The following is a 17,419-nucleotide window of genomic DNA, read 5'->3' as shown; positions in this document are numbered from 1 at the left end:
CATGCTCAGCCCCGGCGTCCAGCTCGGCAACCGCTACCGTCTCGACGAGCGGATCGCCAGCGGCGGCATGGGCGACGTCTGGCGCGGCACCGACCAGGTGCTCGGCCGGACGGTCGCGGTCAAGAGCCTGCTTCCCGCGCTGCTCGACGACCCGGACTTCGCCGAGCGGTTCCGCGGTGAGGCCCGCACCATGGCCACCATCAACCATCCCGGCGTGGTGGACGTCTACGACTTCGGCAACGACCAGCAGATCGCGTTCCTGGTCATGGAGTACGTCGAGGGCGACGCCCTGTCGTCCACGCTGAGTCGGGTCGGGCGGCTCACCCCGGCCCGGACGATGGCCCTCGTCGCGCAGGCCGCCGACGCGTTGCACGCCGCGCACGAGAAGGGCATCGTGCACCGCGACGTGAAGCCGGGCAACCTGCTGGTCCGGCCGAACGGCACGCTGGTGCTCACCGACTTCGGCATCGCCCGCTCGGACCTGGTCGGCCAGCTCACCGCCGCCGGTTCGGTGCTCGGCACCGCCTCGTACATCTCCCCGGAGCAGGCCACCGGTGGTGTGGCCACCCCGGCGTCCGACGTGTACGCGCTCGGCGTGGTCGCCTACCAGTGCCTGGCCGGGCGGCGTCCGTTCGAGGGCGACAACCCGCTCGACATCGCGATGCGGCACGTCCGGGAGACGCCTCGGCCACTGCCGTCCGACATTCCCCCGCAGGTGCGCGCGGTGGTCGAACGGGCGTTGGCGAAGGACCCGGCCGCCCGCTGGCCGAGCGCCGCCGCCCTCGCCGGGGTCGCCCGTCAGCTCAAGGCCGCGCTCTCCCAGCAGGCCAGGGCCGGCGGCAACGCCGGGCCGGTCTCCGCGGCACCGTCCTCACCGGCCGCGCCTGGTCGGGCCCAGGTGCCGCAGGCGCACCAGATGCGGCCGCCGGGTGCCCGCCCGCCGGCCGCCGCCGGGCCGAGGCCGACAGCTGTCGCGCCGGCTCAGCAGCCACGGCCCACCGCCGTCGCGCCGGCTCAGCAGCCGCGACCCACCGCTGTCGCGCCGGTCGCCCGGCCGCCGGCCGCACAAAACGGTTACCCGCGCGGTGCCGCGGCGGTGCCGACCGCACCCCGGCAGCAACAACAGCCGGCGTACGCCCGGCAGCCTGGCCCATCGGCGCCGTCACCCGAGCCTCGGCGGTCCCGGCCGGGGATGGTGCTTCTTGCCATCTTGCTTGCCGTGCTGGTCCTGCTCTGCTCCGGCGTGATTTCCTACAAGCTGAACAAGCAGTCGCAGGCCGGTGAACCAGCCGGGACGAGTGCGCGCACCGTGACGTCCGGCGTGCTGCGACTCGACGGGCGCGACGATGTGACCCAGACGTCGTACCGTCGGGAGATACGACTCCAGCCGGGCGACGGCGGGACGACGACGAGCGAAGGACGACAGACGCGATGACAGCGCAGGCCCGCCTGCTCGGTGGCAGGTACCAGGTCGGCGAGCTGCTCGGCTACGGCGGCATGGCCGAGGTGCACCGCGGTCGCGATCTCCGGCTCGGTCGGGACGTCGCGATCAAGATGCTCCGCACCGACCTGGCTCGGGACGCGACGTTCCAGATGCGGTTCCGTCGGGAGGCGCAGAACGCCGCCTCGCTCAACCACCCGGCGATCGTGGCGGTCTACGACACCGGTGAGGAGACCGCGCCGACCGGCGAGACGCTGCCGTTCATCGTGATGGAGTTCGTCAACGGACGGACCTTGAAGGAGGTCCTCGGCGCTGAGGGTCGGCTACAGCCGCGCCGGGCGTTGGAGATCTGCGCCGACATGTGTGCCGCGCTGGAGTTCAGCCACCGGCACGGCATCATCCACCGGGACATCAAGCCCGGCAACGTGATGCTCACCCAGACCGGCCAGGTCAAGGTGATGGACTTCGGCATCGCCCGTGCGCTGGCCAGCGGCGCGACCACCATGACGCAGACCAGCGCGGTGATCGGCACGGCACAGTACCTGTCCCCGGAGCAGGCGCGCGGCGAGGCCGTCGACGCCCGCTCCGATGTGTACGCGGCCGGCTGTGTGCTCTTCGAGCTGGTCTGCGGGCACCCGCCGTTCGTCGGGGACAGCCCGGTCAGCGTGGCGTACCAGCACGTCCGGGAGACGCCGCCGACGCCGAGTGACATCAACCCGGATGTCACCCCGGCCGTCGACGCGATCGTGTTGAAGGCGTTGTCGAAGAACCCGCTCAACCGCTACCAGAGCGCCGGCGAGATGCGCGCCGACCTGCTCCGCGCCGCCGCCGGCCGGCCCGTGTTGGCTACCCCGGTGTTGCGCGAGGCGGAGACTGTGGCGATGGCACCGGCCGGCGGCCGGGGCGGCTACCCGGTTGCCGGCGGTGGGCCCCAGACCGGGCAGATCCCGGCCCGGGTGGGTGATCCGCGCCAGCGCAAGGCGTCCTCCTGGGTGATCGCGACGTTCAGCGCGGTCGGCGTGCTGGCGGTGATCGCCCTGGTCGCAGCCCTGCTCTGGAACATGCAACAGGACAAGGCCAACAAGCTGGTGCCCAACCTCAGCGGCAAGAGCCAGACCGTCGCCTTCACCGAGATCCAGGGCGCCAACCTCCAGCCGAAGCTGGGTGACCCGATCCTGGCCAACGACTGCACGAAGGGCACCGTCGCCAAGCAGGATCCGCCGCCGAACACTCGGCTGGAACAGGGCAGCCCGGTGACCATTCAGCTCTGCGACGGCAAGCCGGCCGTGAAGATCCCCCCCGGCCTGGTCAACTCCCAGTACGAGCTCGTCAAGTCTCAGCTTGAGGGCCAGGGGTTGAAGGTCCAGGACAAGCAGGTGGACAACCCCGCGGCGAAGGGCACCGTGCTCAAGCTGACCCCGCCGTCGGGGACCACCGTCGCGCAGGACAGCACGGTGACCGTCGAGGTCTCCAAGGGCAACGTCGGCAAGGTCCCCAACGTGGTCAACTCCACCCGCGACGAGGCCGCCCAGGAGCTGCGCGAGGCGGGTTACAAGGTCGAGTTCCGCGACGGTGACGAGGTGGCGGCGGACCAGGCCGGTCGGGTCCAGAGGCAGAATCCGACCGCGGGCACCGCACTAGCCAAGGACAAGACCGTGACCATCGAGATCGGCGTCCCGGTGAAGGTGGTCGACCCATCACCCAGCGGCACGCCCAGCGGCACGCCGTCGGGCACACCGACCACGCCCGGCAGCGGGGGCGGCGTCGGTCTGCCGTTCCCGCCCCCGCCGAGCCGGCTTCCCGAGGACTAGTGCGCGTTTTGGTATGAGTGACGCCGACGCATCAGGTGTCGGCCCGGTACGTCGACGTCCTCGACGCCTCAGACGCGTGGCCATCCTGGCGACCGCCGTGCTGCTGCTCGCCAGCCTTCCGTGGCTGTGGACGACGATTGCCGCCCGCGGCCACCTGTACGCCGAGGCCGACGCCCCGGCCGCCGAGGTGGTGATCGTCCTCGGTACCGCGGTGGCGGCCGATCGGCAACGGCCGGGCGACCGGCTCACCGGCCGGCTGGAGACCGCCGCCGAGTTGGTGACCAGCGGGCGGGCCAAGGTCGTGCTCGTGTCCGGCGACGGGGGCGGCGCGTCGGGTGACGAGCCCGCGGTGATGACGTCGTACCTCACCGAACTCGGCGTCGACGCGCGTCGCGTGGTGGCCGACCCGTTCGGCCTGGACACGTACGACAGTTGTGCCCGAGCGCGCGAGGTGTACGGGGTCCAGCGGGCTCTGATCGTGACCCAGTCCTACCACCTGTCCCGGGCGGTGACGCTGTGCCGGCATCTCGGCCTCGACGTCGACGGGGTCACCGCACGGTGCGGCTGCGGTCCGGTCCTGCTCGCCGAGAAGTCGATCCGGGACTATTTCGCCAGCGGTAAGGCGGCGTGGGACGCGGCCAGTGATCGTGCCCCGGCGGTCCGCTCACCCGCGGATCCGGCGGTTCAGGACGCGCTGCGCGGCTGACCCGGCCAGCGGGACGTCCTCACCGGGTCAGCCGCCTCAGGTGGTGGCGAAGGCCGCCCGGCGGCGGGCGTCGACCTCGGCGGCCAGCGCGGGGGCGCGCTCCAACGCCTCCTGGTGACCGCAACCTGCCAGCCAGTTGGCCAGCATCAGGTGGCCGCCCTCGGTGAGCACCGACTCCGGGTGGAACTGGACGCCCTCGATGGGAAGCGTCCGGTGCCGCATCGCCATCACCACACCGGAGCCGGTCCAGCCGGTGACCTCCAGCTCCTCGGGGAGCGTGTCGGGCAGCACGGCGAGTGAGTGGTAGCGGGTGGCGGTGAACGGGTCGGGCAGGCCGGCGAGTACGCCGACCGAGTCGTGGCGTACCTCGGAGGTCTTGCCGTGCAGCAACTCGGGTGCGCGCGTCACTGTCGCACCGAACGCCTCGCCGATCGCCTGGTGGCCGAGGCAGACACCGAAGATCGGCAGCTCGCCCGCGTACCGTCGGATGACGTCCAGGCAGATGCCGGCGCGGTCGGGGCTGCCCGGCCCCGGGGAGAGCAGGATGCCGGCCGCGCCCACCCTGCCGACCGCCTCGACGTCGATCTCGTCGTTGCGGCGGACCTCGCAGTCCACGCCGAGCTGGCCGAGATATTGCACGAGGTTGAAGACGAACGAGTCGTAGTTGTCGATCACCAGGATGCGCATTGTCACCTGCTCGGGGAGGGCGGCGCGGGGTTGTTCTGATTGGTGTCGTACGGCAGATCGTGCTCGTCGCCGGCCGGGGTGTCGCCGGTCACCGGGCCGCCGTCGCCCGATTCGGCGGGAACACCCGACTCGACCTGCACGTCGTCGAAGGGCAGCAAGGGCTCGGCCCACGGGAAGGCGACATACCAGAGTAGGGCCACCGTGGCGGCCACCAGCAGCACCGAGCCGACCAGCTTTCCGGCCACCCCGAACGGCAGCTTGCGCCAGATGAACGCGTACATCGGGTCAGTCTCCCAGCTCAGCGGGGCGGCCCGCCGACTTGGGTTGGGTGCGGTCCAGCTCGGCGTGGATGATCAGCCGCTGGTAGTTGTCCCACTTGGGGTTGCAGGTGGTCAGGGTGAGCATCCGCTTGGTCGGCTTCTTGTTCGGCTCGCCGGGCACCGGCGCCACCACCTCGACCTGGGTGGGCCGGACGATCCGCGACTGCGACACCCGGTAGACGTACCAGTCGGTCTTGCTCTCGACCACGACGGCGTCGCCCTCGACCAGCTCGTCGAGCCGCCAGAAGGTGGCCCGGTTGCGGTGCCCGGCGACGGAGAAGTTGCCCACCTGGCCGGGCATCGCGCTGGTGGGGTAGTGGCCCGGGGCGTAGCGGATGTCCTCCTGGGTGACGCCCTCGACCACCACCAGATTCTTGTCGATCTTGGGGAGGTAGAGGCCGGCGAGCGGCTTGCCGCGTACCGGTGGCGACGGTTTGACGCTCGGGCCGGTCGACGGGACGACAGTCGGGTCGTCGGCCGGGCCTCCCCACTGCTGCTCCAGCTCATTGGTGAGGTCGTTCTGGTGGGCGTCGACGATCGCCGACTTGCCCCACACCTCGTAACCGGCGAAGAGCAGCACCACCAGACCGAAGGTGATCAGGATTTCGCCGGTGACGCGGACTCCGGTGCGGATTCGTGAGCCGAGCGACGGGCGGGTCAGCTCGGAGTAGACGCTCTTGTAGCCCTCGCCGGTCTGGTGCGGCCGGAGCTGGACCACCCGCTCGCCGCGCCGGGGTCGGGGCGGCTCGGCGGGGTTGTCGCCGCCGGTCGGCTCCTGCGGGCCTGACGTACGTGGGACGGCACCCATCAGCGTGGTCGAGTCCATGGTTGGCGGCCGGGTGGTGGGTGTGGCGGGCACGACGGGAATCAACGCGGTGGCGGCGGGGTCGGCGACGCGGTCCGGCCCGGTGGGCGGGACCTGGCCCGGCCCGGCCGCGGAGAAGGCCTCCTGGCCGGCCGGGGAGCCGGTCGCTCGGGCGGGCCGGGCGGCGATCTGGGGGATGAACGCGGTCGGCGCGTCGGCAACCGGTGGCGTCGGGGGGCCGGACGGGGCAGGTTGACTCGGCGTGCCGGAGGTCGTCGACCGGGTCGGCGTGGCACTCGGCGCGCCCGGGAGGGTCGGCGTGGCACCCGGCGCGCCAGCGGTGGCCGACGGTCGGGCGGGTACCGCCGGTCGGGTGGGTGCGACCGGTCGGGCGGGTGCTGCGGGTCGGGTGGGTGCTGCTGGTCGGGTGGGTGCGGCCCCGGGCGCCGCCGCGCTGGGCGGGCCGGTGGGCGTGGGGGGTCGGGTCGGAGCGTCGCTCGGGACAGCGGGTCGCGTCGGGCCCGGGTTGGTCGCGGCCGGTCGGCCGGGGGCGGGCGGAACGTCGGACCCGGGGTGCCGGGTCACGGTGCCCGGCCACGGCGGGGGCGCGTCGACACTCGGTCGGCCGGTGCCGGGGGTCGGGTCGGCCGGGCGGGGAGGCTCAGGTGGGGTCGACGGGCGCGCCGCACCGGGTCGGACGGGCAACACCGGCTCAGGCCAGTTGCCGGTCGGGGTCGGTCGGCCAGGCGTCGGTTCGGGCCGGTCGACCTTGGGCAGGAAGGCGGTCGGATCGTCGGTCTGGTCCCGGTGTCGCCCGTCGCGATGCTCGTCCGGCCCGCTCATTTAGGCACCGTAGCCGAGCGCAGGGAGGTCGAGTCCTCGAATGCGGGGACCCGCACCGTGGAGACCGTCTCCTTGTAGCCGAGCTGGTAGTCGTCGACCGCGTCCTTGAACCACTGGACTCCCTGGGAGCTGGCGAGGGCCTGCTGGAGGGCAGCGGGGTCGCCGATCGCTACGATCTTGAACGGTGGGGAGTACACCCGGCCGTGCAACAGCAGGGTGTTACCGACGCAGCGTACCGCGCTGGTCGCGAGCACGCGGACGTTCATGATTGACATGGCCTCCGCCCCGCCGGCCCAGAGCGCGTTGACCACCGCCTGCACGTCCGCCTGGTGCACCACCAGGTCGTCGTTGCTGGCGTCCGACTTGGTCTGGTCGAGCTGTGGCGCGTCGTTCAGCTCGACCGTGACCCCGGGCCCGCCGAGGGCGGTGAACCCGGCGCCCTGGAGGCTGCCCTGGGCCCGATTCTGCTGCTCCTTGATCGGGGCGTCCGAGCCGGCCAGGGTGTTGGTCCGTTGCTCGACCTCGCCACGCAGCGTGGCGGCCCGGCGTTCGCTCGCCGCCACCTGCTCGCGCCGGTCCTCGATGAACTGGTTGAGTTGGGGTCGCCGATCCTCCCGCAGCGCGGTGCCGCCGGCGGTGGTCGCGGTGGTGGTGAAGAGCAGGCCCGCCGCGGCGGCGATCAGGGGCACCCCGATCGACCAGCCCGGACGCCGTTGACGCGGGCGCCGGGGCAGCAGCCCGGCGGCGGCCCGTCGGAGGACCTTCTGCCAGGAGGTTGCGCCGGATGTGTACTCCACCGAGCGTTCCTTCCGCGTGTCGGGGATCGGTCCGCCCGGCCGCCCGGCTGGCCGGTGACGCGAACAGGTCCGCCTTTTTCGGTCACTCCGTGCACCGGCCTGACCCCATTCATGGTCCGGACGGGCAATCGGGACTACGCTAGCTGTCGAACATTATTGGCCATGGACCGTCGCCCCCGCGCCCGGTTGTCAGGCCGGACGAGGTCGTCACCCCTCTGGAGAGCGTCGTGCCCAAGTCTCAGGTCCGCAAGAAGAAGGTGTACACCGCGCCGACGGACGTTCGTCCGACGACGTCGGCGTCGACGCGCAAGCCTAGCCCGGTGTGGTTGCCGGTCACCGCGGTCGCCCTGATCGTCGTGGGCATCGGCTGGCTGGTGCTCTATTACCTGTCCGAGCAGGAGTACCCGGTCGCCGCGTGGGGTTACTGGAACCTCGCGGTTGGTTTCGGCGCGATGGTCGCCTCGCTGGGGCTGCTCTCCCGCTGGCGCTGAGCCGGCTCGGGGCCGTCGCGTCGGCGGTCCCACGTCAACCCGGCGCGCCCCTGCCCGGCAGGATCGGGTGGGGCCCCCTATGGTGTCCGCAGGCAGCGTGGCCTACTGCGAGATGACTCACGTTACTGCTGGGTAACCTTCGCGTAGGCTGCACTGCATGACCGAGCAGAGCGAGGTCATCAGGCAGCAGACCGGGGAGGCCAACTCGATGGGCAGCGTCCAGATCGTCACCACGATCCTCGCGGCCGCCATCACCGCCGTGGCGGTGTGGCTTGCGGTGCGTGCGGTCCTGAAGATGGTGGCAGTCATCCGGCTCGGGCAGCCGGCACCGGAACGGTTCACCGACAAGATCACCCGCGCCCGGACGATGCTCGTCGAGACGGCCGGCCACACGCGGATGCTCAAGTGGGGCGTGGTGGGTGCCGCGCACTGGTTCGTGATGGTCGGCTTCGTCGTGCTGTCGCTGCTGGTGCTCGAGGCGTACTTCGAGGTGGTCACCACCGACGGTGGCCTGCCGATCATCGGGCACTGGACGATCTTCGGCCTGGTCACCGAGATCATCGGGGTGCTGGGCCTGGTCGGCATCCTGGTGCTGATGGCGATCCGGCTCCGCAACCGGCCGACCAGGCCGGGCGGGCGGTCCCGGTTCACCGGCTCGACCATGTGGCAGGGCTACTTCGTCGAGTGGATCGTGCTGCTGGTCCTGATCTTCGGGTTCGTGATCCGGGGCTTCAAGGTCGCCACCGACCACTTCGAGTTCCCGGTCTGGGCCACCCCGGTCAGCCACGCGGTCGGCGCGGTGCTGCCGGCCTGGGCGGACGGGGTGAGCGTCGCCGCCGCCATCAAGATCATCATTTCGATGACCTGGCTGATCGTCATCTCCCTGAACGTCACCATGGGTGTCGCCTGGCACCGCTTCCTGGCGTTCCCCAACATCTTCTTCAAGCGTGAGCCGGCCCGGCCGGCCGGCTCCGGCCTCGGCGCGCTGCGCCCGATGACCAGCCAGGGCAAGCCGCTCGACTTTGAGGAGGCGGACCCGGAGAAGGACCAGTTCGGCGTCGCCCACGTCGAGCAGTTCACCTGGAAGGGCCTGCTGGACTTCAGCACCTGCACCGAGTGCGGTCGCTGCCAGTCGCAGTGCCCGGCCTGGAACACCGGCAAGCCGCTGTCGCCCAAGCTGCTCGTGCTGAGCCTGCGTGACCACGCGTACGCCAAGGCGCCCTACCTGCTGGCCGGCGGCGGCAAGGACCTGACCGGTGAGGAGAAGGCCACCCAGGCGCAGCTCGCCCACCTGGACGTGCTGGCCCTGGCCGAGGCCGACAAGCCGCTGATCGGCACCGCCGAGGAGGGCGGCGTCATCGACCCGGACGTGCTCTGGTCCTGCACCACCTGCGGCGCCTGCGTCGAGCAGTGCCCGGTCGACATCGAGCACGTGGACCACATCGTCGACATGCGCCGCTACCAGGTGCTGATCGAGTCGAGTTTCCCCTCCGAGGCCGGCGTGATGCTGCGCAACCTGGAGAACAAGGGCAACCCGTGGGGTGCGCCGCAGAACACCCGCGAGGACTGGACCAAGGGCCTGGACTTCGAGGTGCCCCGGGTCGGCGAGGTGGACGACTTCGAGTACCTGTTCTGGGTCGGCTGTGCGGGTGCCTTCGAGGACCGGGCCAAGAAGACCACCCGCGCGGTGGCCACGCTGCTCAACGAGGCGGGTGTGTCGTTCGCGATCCTGGGCGAGGGCGAGACCTGCTCGGGCGACCCGGCACGGCGGATCGGCAACGAGTTCGTCTTCCAGATGCTCGCCCAGCAGAACGTGGAGACGCTCAACGAGGCGTTCGAGGGCCGGGAGAAGGCCAAGCGCAAGATCGTCGCGACCTGCCCGCACTGCTTCAACACCCTGGGCAACGAGTACGGCCAGCTCGGCGGCGAGTTCGAGGTGGTCCACCACACCCAACTGCTGGCCCACCTGGTCGCCACCGGCAAGCTCACGCCGGTGCAGCCGGTCGACGGCGGCGTCACCTACCACGACCCCTGCTACCTGGGCCGGCACAACCGGGTCTTCGCGGCGCCCCGGGAGGTCCTCGGCGACGCCATCGAGGGCGACCTGACCGAGATGCCGCGCAACAGCGAACGCTCCTTCTGCTGCGGTGCCGGCGGCGCCCGGATGTGGATGGAAGAGAAGATCGGCAAGCGGATCAACGTGGACCGGGTCGAGGAGGCCATGGCCACCGGGGCCAGGACTGTCGCCGTCGGCTGCCCGTTCTGCTCGACGATGCTCAACGACGGGGTCAACGGCAAGGGCGCCGGCGAGCAGGTCGAGGTGATCGACGTGGCGAGCGTGCTGCTCCGTTCGGTCAAGCCGCAGCAGCCGCAGGGCGGCAAGGAGACGACGCCGGTCGGCGGCTGAGGCGCGTACACCTGGGATCTGTTCATCGGCGGCGACGGCGGCCCCATGCGGGCCGCCGTCGCCGTGCAAGAATCTCGCCGAGGTGAGGCGACATCGACGGCCTGCTCTTGATGACGCTGTTGCCCCTGGTCGGCTTCGTTGCGCTGACCGCGGGCAACGCGTTCTTCGTCGCGGCCGAGTTCGCCCTGGTCACGGTCGACCGCGCGGAGATCGACAGGCGGGCCGCCGCCGGCGACCAGGCCGCCCTGACGGTACGCACCGCGCTGCGCGAACTCTCCTTCCAGCTCTCCGGCGCACAGCTCGGCATCACCATCACCGCGCTGCTCACCGGCTACCTGGCCGAGCCGGCCCTGGCCCGGCTGTTCACCCCGCTGCTGCGCCCGCTGGCCGGGGAGAGCACCGAGCGCTACACCCCGTTCCTGGCGTTGGCCCTGGCCACGCTGCTCTCCATGCTCTTCGGTGAGCTGGTGCCGAAGAACGCGGCGCTGGCCCGGCCCATGCCGGCGGCGCTGGCCACGGCCGGTCCGATGCACACCTTCTCCCGGACGTTCGGCTGGCTGATCCGGGGCTTGAACGGCTCGGCGAACCGGCTGGTCCGGGCGCTGGGCGTCGAACCGCAGGAGGAGCTGGCCAGCGCCCGCTCACCGGAGGAGTTGGGCCTGCTGGCGGCCATCTCGGCCCGGGCCGGCGCGCTGCCGACGGACACCGCGATGCTGCTGCGCCGCACCATCCGGTTCGGCGACAAGCGGGCCGCCGAGGCGATGACCCCCCGGGTGGACGTGGTCGCGCTGCGCGCCACGGCCACCGTGGCCGAGCTGCTCGAACAGTCCCGGCAGACCGGGCGGACCCGCTTCCCGGTGTACGAGGAGACCCTGGACCTGGTGACCGGCGTGGCCGGGGTGCCTGACGCGCTCGGTGTGCCCCTGGCCGACCGGGCCTCGACAAGTGTCGGGTCGGTGGCCCGTGAGCCCGTCTACGTGCCGGAGAGCCTCAACCTGGACGGCGTGCTGGCGGCCCTGAAGGCGGCCGGAGCCGACCTGGCCATCGTGGTCGACGAGTACGGCGGCACGGACGGCGTGGTGACGATCGAGGATCTCGTCGAGGAGTTGGTCGGGGAGATCGCCGACGAGTTCGATCCGGCGAGTGTGGACGATGCCGACCCGGTCGAGTTGAGAGTGCCCGGCGGCGAGCGCACTGTCCTGGTCGACGGGGTGCTCCGCTCCGACGAGCTGGCCGAGCAGACCGGCTTCCGGCTGCCGGAGGGGCCCTACGAGACGTTGGCCGGGTTCCTGATGGCCCAGCTCGGGCACATCCCGCTGGCCGGTGAGACGGTCGAGGCGGACGGCTGGGAGTTCACCGTGGTGGAGGTGGAACGGCACCGGATCGAGCAGGTCCGGGTGTTGCGCCCGGCGGAGCCGGACGACGATGACTGAGCTGCTGGTGACCGTGCTGCTGCTGCTCGGCAACGGGTTCTTCGTGGGCAGTGAGTTCGCGCTCATCGCGTCCCGCCGGACGGTGATCGAGCCGCTGGCCGCCGGGTCGAAGCGCGCCCGGTGGGCGCTGTCGGCGATGAACCAGATCCCGCTGATGATCGCCGGCGCGCAGCTCGGCATCACGGTCTGCTCGCTGGGCCTGGGGGCGATCGCCGAGCCGGCGTTGGCACACCTGCTGGAGCCGCCGTTCCACGAGGCCGGCCTGCCCGAGCGGGCGGTGCACCCGGTGGCCTTCGTGCTGGCCCTGGGCGTGGTGGTCTTCCTGCACACGGTCGTCGGTGAGATGGTGCCGAAGAACATCACGCTGGCCGGCCCGGAGGTGTCCGCACTCTGGCTCGGCCCGGCGATGCTGGCGTTCTGTGTGGCCACCAAGCCGCTGCTGCTCGCGATGAAGTGGGCGGCCCGCCGGGTGCTCGCGATCTGGCGGATCGAGGCGTCCGAGGCGGTGAAGACGGTGTTCACCGCCGAGGAGTTGGCCGGGCTCGTCTCGCAGGCACGGACCGAGGGGCTGCTCGACGCGGAGCAGCACGCCCGGATCACCGGCGCGCTGGCCCTGCACAGCCGCACGGCGGCGGATGCCCTACAGCCGTGGTCGACGGTGGTGACGGTGGCCGAGGACGTCTCGCCGGCGTCGCTGGAGGTGTTGGCGACCCGGACCGGCCGGTCCCGGTTCCCGGTGGTGCAGCGCTCGACCCGTCGGGTGCTCGGCTTCGTGCACGTCAAGGACGTGCTCGGGTACGCGGGACAGGGGCGCCGGTCGCCGGTGCCGGCCCAGGTCTATCGGCCGCTGGCGGTGGTGCCGCCGGAGCGTACGCTGGCGGACCTGCTGCTGGCCATGCGCCGCGAACGGCGGCACATGGTGCTGGTCAGCGACGGCCGGCGCCCTCTCGGTGTGGTCACACTCGACGATGTATTGACTGCAATCGTTGGATGATTCACCAATACCCTTGGTGTGCAGTTGGTTGCCCGACAGTGACGGTTATTCCGCTCGCCTTGATTACCGCCCCGCGCTTCCCTAATGTGGGGCACCGACCGCTGTGGGTCGTCTGCCTCGGCCCTTCCCTCACGCGAGGCGCCCGGCGGTCGGTGGCAAAGGAGTCGGTGCCGGTGGCAACCATGCCCCCTCATCGTCACGACCTGTTTGCGTCTGCTCGGCCGGGTGTTCTGCGCCGTGCCACTCGCCGTCTGCTCGTCCTGACGGCCGCCGCGGTGGTCGGCGCGGGCCTGCTCGCCGCGCCGGTGCACGCCGCGCCGACGGTCGACGAGATCGAAGCGCAGATCGACAAGAAGTGGGAGCAGTTGGAGCCCACCATCGAGCAGTACAACAAGGTCAGGGCGCAGCTGAAGGTCAACCGGCAGAAGTCGGTCGACCTGCAGAAGAAGATCGAGCCGCTGGCGTTGCAGAGCGAGCTGGCGCTCAACCGGGTCGGCGATCTCGCCTCCCGCTACTACATCTCGGGCCCGTCGCACGACATTGGCACGCTGCTGGTCAGCGCCAAGCCGGACACGCTCACCGAGCAGCTCACCATCCTCGATCGGCTGGCCGCGCAGGAGCGCAAGGAGGTCGAGGGTGTCCTTGCCGTACGGGCCAAGTACGACGGCGAGAAGCAGAAGCTGGACACGCTGATCGCGACCCAGACCAAGCAGCAGAACGAGCTGGCGGCCAAGAAGAAGCAGATCGACGCCGAGATCAAGCAACTCGAGGCGTCGATGCCCAAGACCACGGTCAAGACCGCCGGCTGCCCGACCATCAACGGTGTGGTTTCCGTGGCCGCCCAGAAGGCGATCAAGACCGCCTGCCAGCAGGTCGGCGATCCGTACGTCTGGGGGGCCGTCGGCCCGAACTCGTTCGACTGCTCGGGGCTGACCCAGTACGCCTACAAGTCGGCCGGGATCTACCTCACCCACCACACCGGAGACCAGTGGAACGAGGGCAAGGCCGTCTCGCGATCCGAGGCCCGTGCCGGTGACCTGGTCTTCTTCTACTCCGGCCTGAGTCATGTCGGGCTGTATCTGGGTAACAACCAGATGGTGCACGCGCCACGAGCCGGTAAACCGGTGTCGGTGTCCAGCATCAACACCATGCCCGTCGCCGGGTTCCGCAGACCTGGCTGATCCACCCAGGCCCCAGCGCCAACACGACGGCCCCCGGTCACCGACCGGGGGCCGTCGTGGTTTCTCAGCGGGGCGCACCCACCGGGGACGGCAGGAGCTGCACGTCGGCCAGGTCGACGTACATGATGCGGTGGCCGAACTGGATCTGCGCGTACCGGTTCTTGCCGCGGATCACCGTCCAGTCGCCGGGCGAGGAACCGTCGAACGTGCTGGCCCGGTAGTACTCGCCCGGCAGCACCGCGCCGACGGCGTACCGCTGCCCGGCGGCCAGGGTGTACTGCAGCGGCGAGATCGCCTGGTAGGGCACCCCTGCCGGGTAGGCGGCCTGCTCCGGGTAGGCGCGTCCGTAGACCGGGATGGTGGCCCGACCGGGCTTCGGGGTGGCCACCACGCCGACGGTCCAACTGGCGGTGGGCGCGGACGCCGGGTTGTGGAACCACGCCCGCTGCCCGAGGTACCAGATCGCCGTCCAGTCGCCCTGCCGGCCGGCAAGCGCGTACGTCTGACCGGCGGAGGCACGGGCACCGTGGTCCGACACCTCCATCGTGTTGGGGGTGCCGTCGGGGCGCAGCGCGATGTCGTTGACGAGCGGCGCGTCCGCGGCCGGCGCGGAGCGCAGCACCACCGCCGAGGAGCCGCGTGGCGCGCACGGCACACCGGCGGTGACGCAGCCGACGAACGCCGGCTGGTTGGTGGCGAAGTCCGGGTCGATCCGGACCAGACCGGTGGCCGGGGTGCCGGTGTCCAGCCGGGGCGCGTGCAACAGCGTGAAGTAGTGCGTCCAGTCCCAGTACGGGCCGGTGTCCCAGTGCATCCCCCGGACGTTCGCGGCGACGGTGCCGGGCACGTTGTCGTGGCCGATGATGTGCTGGCGGTCCAGCGGGACGCCCAGCCGCAGCGCGAGGTGCCGGACCAGCTTCGCCGAGGCCCGGTACATGGCCTCGGTGTACCAGGTGCCCTGCGCCGCGAAGCCCTCGTGCTCCAGCCCGATCGCCTTGGCGTTGACGTACCAGTTGCCGGCGTGCCAGGCGACATCCTTGGTCCGCACGTGCTGGGCGACGTGCCCGTCCACCGAGCGCAGCGTGTAGTGCCAGCTCACGTAGGTCGGATCCTGCACGAGTTGCAGGGTGGTCGCCCAGCTTCCCTCGGTGTCGTGGATGACGATGTACTCGACCTTCTGCCGGGCGGGCCGGTCGGACAGGTCGTGGTTGCCGTAGTCCCCGTCGCCGAACGCCGCGTAGGGCGCCGGGATCCACTCGCAGGAGATGGTGCGGGGGCACTCCAGCCCGTCCGGGCGGGCGAGCCGGCGCAGACCCAGTCGGTCCAGCCAGGAGCGCTCCGGACGGATCGCCCGGGCCGGCAGCGTGATCCGCGCTCCGTCGTCGGTCGTCCGCGACTCGCCGGTGCCGATGGTGGTGAAGACCTCGTCGGCGAAGGCCGCCGCGGCGTCGGCGGTGTCCGCGCCGGCGTAGCGGGCCACCGCGCCGTACCAGGTGGCCGGGTCGGTGCCGGCACCGACCGGCGCGCCCAACTCCCGCTGGTACGAGGCCAGCAGCGCCGCGCCGCCCCGGATGTTCACACCGACGTCGGTACGCAGCGAGTCGGTGGCCGCGCCGGTCAGTGCGGCGGCGGCGTCCACGGTCTGCAACGCGGCGGCCGATGGTGCCGGGTCCGCCGACCGAGGCGCGGGTGCCAGCGCGGTACGGGAGTCGTCGCCGCGCGGATCCTCGGTGCCGGTGCCGGTGCCGGTGCCGGTGCCGGCGTCGTGGTGGCCGGCCGTGGGCAGGGCGGCCACGTGTCTGGCGTCGGTCAGGTGCATCGGGCCGTAACCGCCGCTGGTGCTGGGTGTGCCGGCGTTGCTGTCCCAGCGGGACTCCAGGTAGGAGACGCCGAGCAGCACGTCGGTCGGTACGCCGAACTCGGCCGCCGCGGCGGCGTACTGCTGCTGGCGGTCGCCGGTGGGTGCGGCGGCGGCGTGGGCGGGTAGCGGTACCGCGGTCGCGGCGGCGACCACGGCGGCGGCGAGCAGTGCGCGCCGGCCGGGGGACAGGGTTGGATGGTGCATCGAACCCCCTAGATTCCACGGGTGCAGGTCAGGTCACCTTCGCGCCGCCCGGGAGCCCACGTCAATACCTTTCTATGTGTCGACCTGCCTGGAAAGAAATCTTCGCGTGTGGTCGGGGCTCCTCTCCGATCGGTACGGAGTGTCACGGCCGCGCGGGTTGCGGAGTGGTAACGGGCGTCTCTACTCTGGTCTTTTGTCGGCCCGATAGCAGCTCCGCCCAGCCCGGGCGGTAACGGACCGACACCGCCGAGTCGTTTCCGAACGAACCGGGGACCCATGTCCCCCGGGGTGAATCCGCAGCCACTGCGGTAGGGCGCCGACTTCCCGCCCGAACCCGTCAGCTAACCCGGTAGGCGGTCAGGAAGAAGGAGTACGGAACCCCGGTGGCACTCCATGCCCCGCGGCCGTCGTCCGAGCGGTCGGCAGCAGCCGGCCCCATGTCGATCGCGCCGCGCCCACGCTGGTCCCGCTTCACCACCGCGCTCGCCGCACTGGCCGGCGTCGCCGTCGTCCTGACCGGCAGCGCCACGCCGGCCCACGCCGACCCGTCCGTCGCCGAGATCGAGCGCCAGATCGACGCCGACTGGAACAAACTCGAACCGATCATCGAACAGCACAACGCCACCCGGATCGACCTCGCCGCCAAACGCAGGCAGGCCGGCGCGCTGGCCGCCCGGATCGCCCCGCTGGAGCGCCAGGTCGACGCCGCGATGGACAAGGTCAGTGCCCTGGCGGTGCGCGCGTACAAGGGCGAGAACGTGCTGACCGTCAACGCCGTACTGGGCAGCCGGTCGCCCAGCGAGGTGGTCGGGCAGCTCGAGATGCTCGACCGCTTCGCGCACAACCAGCAGCAGGACGTCCGCGAGGTGGCCGACCTGCGCGACCAGTTGGCCGGGCAGAAGGCGCCGCTCGACGCGATGGTGGCCCAACTGACCCGCACCGAGGCTCAGCTGGCGGCGAAGAAGAAGCAGATCAACGAGGAGATCGACAAGCTGCAGAAGCTGCGCCTCAAGGTGTACGGCAGCGGTGGCGGCGGTCCGCTGCGCCCGGCGCCCTGCCCTGCCAGCTATCCCGGTGGCGCCGCCGGCACGGCGGTCAAGTTCGCCTGCGCGCAGATCGGCAAGCCCTACGTCTGGGGTGCCGAGGGCCCGAACTCGTACGACTGCTCCGGGCTGATGCTGGCCGCCTGGGCGAAGGCCGGGGTGTCCCTGCCGCACAACGCCGCCGCGCAGAGCCGCGCCACCAAGAAGGTCAGCAAGGGCGACCTGCGCCCCGGCGACCTGGTCTTCTACTACAGCGACATCCACCACGTCGGCATGTACGTCGGTGACGGCTGGGTGGTGCACGCCTCGCAGGCCGGTGAACCGGTCAAGATGAAGAGGGCCGACGACGGTCAGGTCCACAGCTACGGCCGTCCAGGCTGATCAGTGCGCGGACC

General features: G+C 71.3%; 14 protein-coding genes and 1 riboswitch. Of the genes, 9 read left to right on the top strand and 5 right to left on the bottom strand.

The annotated features are described in order from the left end of the window. Nucleotide 1 precedes the first annotated feature (1 nt). The 3 genes from AB0B14_RS15920 (at nucleotide 2) to AB0B14_RS15910 (ending at nucleotide 3,958) form a co-directional block, all read left to right on the top strand. Complete coding sequence (locus AB0B14_RS15920) at nucleotides 2-1,435, top strand: protein kinase (protein WP_357066327.1); 1,434 nt, start codon at nucleotides 2-4, stop codon at nucleotides 1,433-1,435. Further along, nucleotides 1,432-3,252 carry a Stk1 family PASTA domain-containing Ser/Thr kinase gene (gene pknB, locus AB0B14_RS15915; RefSeq protein ID WP_357066330.1) on the top strand — a complete coding sequence of 607 codons (1,821 nt, stop codon included), beginning with the start codon at nucleotides 1,432-1,434 and terminating at the stop codon, nucleotides 3,250-3,252. The genes AB0B14_RS15920 and pknB overlap by 4 nt, the downstream gene beginning before the upstream one ends. Before the next feature lie 76 nt (nucleotides 3,253-3,328). Next, nucleotides 3,329-3,958 carry an ElyC/SanA/YdcF family protein gene (locus tag AB0B14_RS15910; RefSeq protein ID WP_357522850.1) on the top strand — a complete coding sequence of 210 codons (630 nt, stop codon included), beginning with the start codon at nucleotides 3,329-3,331 and terminating at the stop codon, nucleotides 3,956-3,958. A gap of 36 nt (nucleotides 3,959-3,994) precedes the next feature. Here AB0B14_RS15910 and AB0B14_RS15905 read toward each other — a convergent pair whose 3' ends face one another. Genes AB0B14_RS15905 through AB0B14_RS15890 form a run of 4 tightly spaced genes read right to left on the bottom strand, consistent with a single transcriptional unit; the run spans nucleotide 3,995 to nucleotide 7,410 of the window. Beyond that, nucleotides 3,995-4,645 carry an aminodeoxychorismate/anthranilate synthase component II gene (locus AB0B14_RS15905; protein WP_357522849.1) on the bottom strand — a complete coding sequence of 217 codons (651 nt, stop codon included), beginning with the start codon at nucleotides 4,643-4,645 and terminating at the stop codon, nucleotides 3,995-3,997. 2 nt (nucleotides 4,646-4,647) lie between these two features. Further along, nucleotides 4,648-4,926: a hypothetical protein gene (locus tag AB0B14_RS15900; RefSeq protein WP_357066338.1), complete on the bottom strand. Its 279-nt coding sequence runs from the start codon at nucleotides 4,924-4,926 to the stop codon at nucleotides 4,648-4,650. A 4-nt stretch (nucleotides 4,927-4,930) separates the two neighbouring features. Next, entirely contained in the window at nucleotides 4,931-6,613 is a 1,683-nt protein-coding gene (locus AB0B14_RS15895; RefSeq protein ID WP_357522848.1) for a class E sortase, read from the bottom strand. Continuing rightward, the gene (locus AB0B14_RS15890) at nucleotides 6,610-7,410 is read right to left on the bottom strand and encodes a DUF881 domain-containing protein (protein ID WP_357066346.1); all 801 of its coding nucleotides are present in this window, start codon (nucleotides 7,408-7,410) and stop codon (nucleotides 6,610-6,612) included. Before AB0B14_RS15890 ends, AB0B14_RS15895 begins: the two co-directional genes overlap by 4 nt. 227 nt (nucleotides 7,411-7,637) lie before the next feature. Here AB0B14_RS15890 and AB0B14_RS15885 point away from each other — a divergent pair, with 227 nt between their 5' ends. The 5 genes from AB0B14_RS15885 to AB0B14_RS15865 all read left to right on the top strand — a co-directional run bounded on the left by AB0B14_RS15885 (nucleotide 7,638) and on the right by AB0B14_RS15865 (nucleotide 13,916). After that, nucleotides 7,638-7,901: a cell division protein CrgA gene (locus AB0B14_RS15885; protein ID WP_357066348.1), complete on the top strand. Its 264-nt coding sequence runs from the start codon at nucleotides 7,638-7,640 to the stop codon at nucleotides 7,899-7,901. Between the two features lie 208 nt (nucleotides 7,902-8,109). Next, complete coding sequence (locus AB0B14_RS15880) at nucleotides 8,110-10,308, top strand: (Fe-S)-binding protein (protein ID WP_357522902.1); 2,199 nt, start codon at nucleotides 8,110-8,112, stop codon at nucleotides 10,306-10,308. A gap of 110 nt (nucleotides 10,309-10,418) precedes the next feature. Next, a complete protein-coding gene (locus AB0B14_RS15875; protein ID WP_357066351.1) occupies nucleotides 10,419-11,741 on the top strand; it encodes a hemolysin family protein in 1,323 nt (440 codons plus the stop codon). Further along, nucleotides 11,734-12,735 (top strand): hemolysin family protein, encoded by a 1,002-nt coding sequence (locus tag AB0B14_RS15870; RefSeq protein ID WP_357066354.1) that lies wholly within the window; start codon nucleotides 11,734-11,736, stop codon nucleotides 12,733-12,735. Before AB0B14_RS15875 ends, AB0B14_RS15870 begins: the two co-directional genes overlap by 8 nt. Nucleotides 12,736-12,902: 167 nt before the next feature. Continuing rightward, nucleotides 12,903-13,916, top strand: a complete 1,014-nt coding sequence (locus AB0B14_RS15865) for an NlpC/P60 family protein (RefSeq protein ID WP_357522901.1) — start codon at nucleotides 12,903-12,905, stop codon at nucleotides 13,914-13,916. Nucleotides 13,917-13,980: 64 nt separating this feature from the next. Here AB0B14_RS15865 and AB0B14_RS15860 read toward each other — a convergent pair whose 3' ends face one another. Continuing rightward, nucleotides 13,981-15,981 (bottom strand): N-acetylmuramoyl-L-alanine amidase, encoded by a 2,001-nt coding sequence (locus AB0B14_RS15860; protein WP_357522847.1) that lies wholly within the window; start codon nucleotides 15,979-15,981, stop codon nucleotides 13,981-13,983. A 234-nt stretch (nucleotides 15,982-16,215) separates the two neighbouring features. Further along, nucleotides 16,216-16,351: riboswitch (cyclic di-AMP (ydaO/yuaA leader) on the top strand. Between the two features lie 67 nt (nucleotides 16,352-16,418). Here AB0B14_RS15860 and AB0B14_RS15855 point away from each other — a divergent pair. Then, nucleotides 16,419-17,405 carry an NlpC/P60 family protein gene (locus tag AB0B14_RS15855; RefSeq protein WP_357066360.1) on the top strand — a complete coding sequence of 329 codons (987 nt, stop codon included), beginning with the start codon at nucleotides 16,419-16,421 and terminating at the stop codon, nucleotides 17,403-17,405. The last annotated feature ends 14 nt before the right edge of the window (nucleotides 17,406-17,419 follow it).

This window comes from Micromonospora sp. NPDC049171 (assembly GCF_040648275.1).
Classification (GTDB): domain Bacteria; phylum Actinomycetota; class Actinomycetes; order Mycobacteriales; family Micromonosporaceae; genus Micromonospora.
Note: the sequence above shows the minus strand (reverse complement) of the source record. Positions and strands in the feature narration are given on the sequence as shown.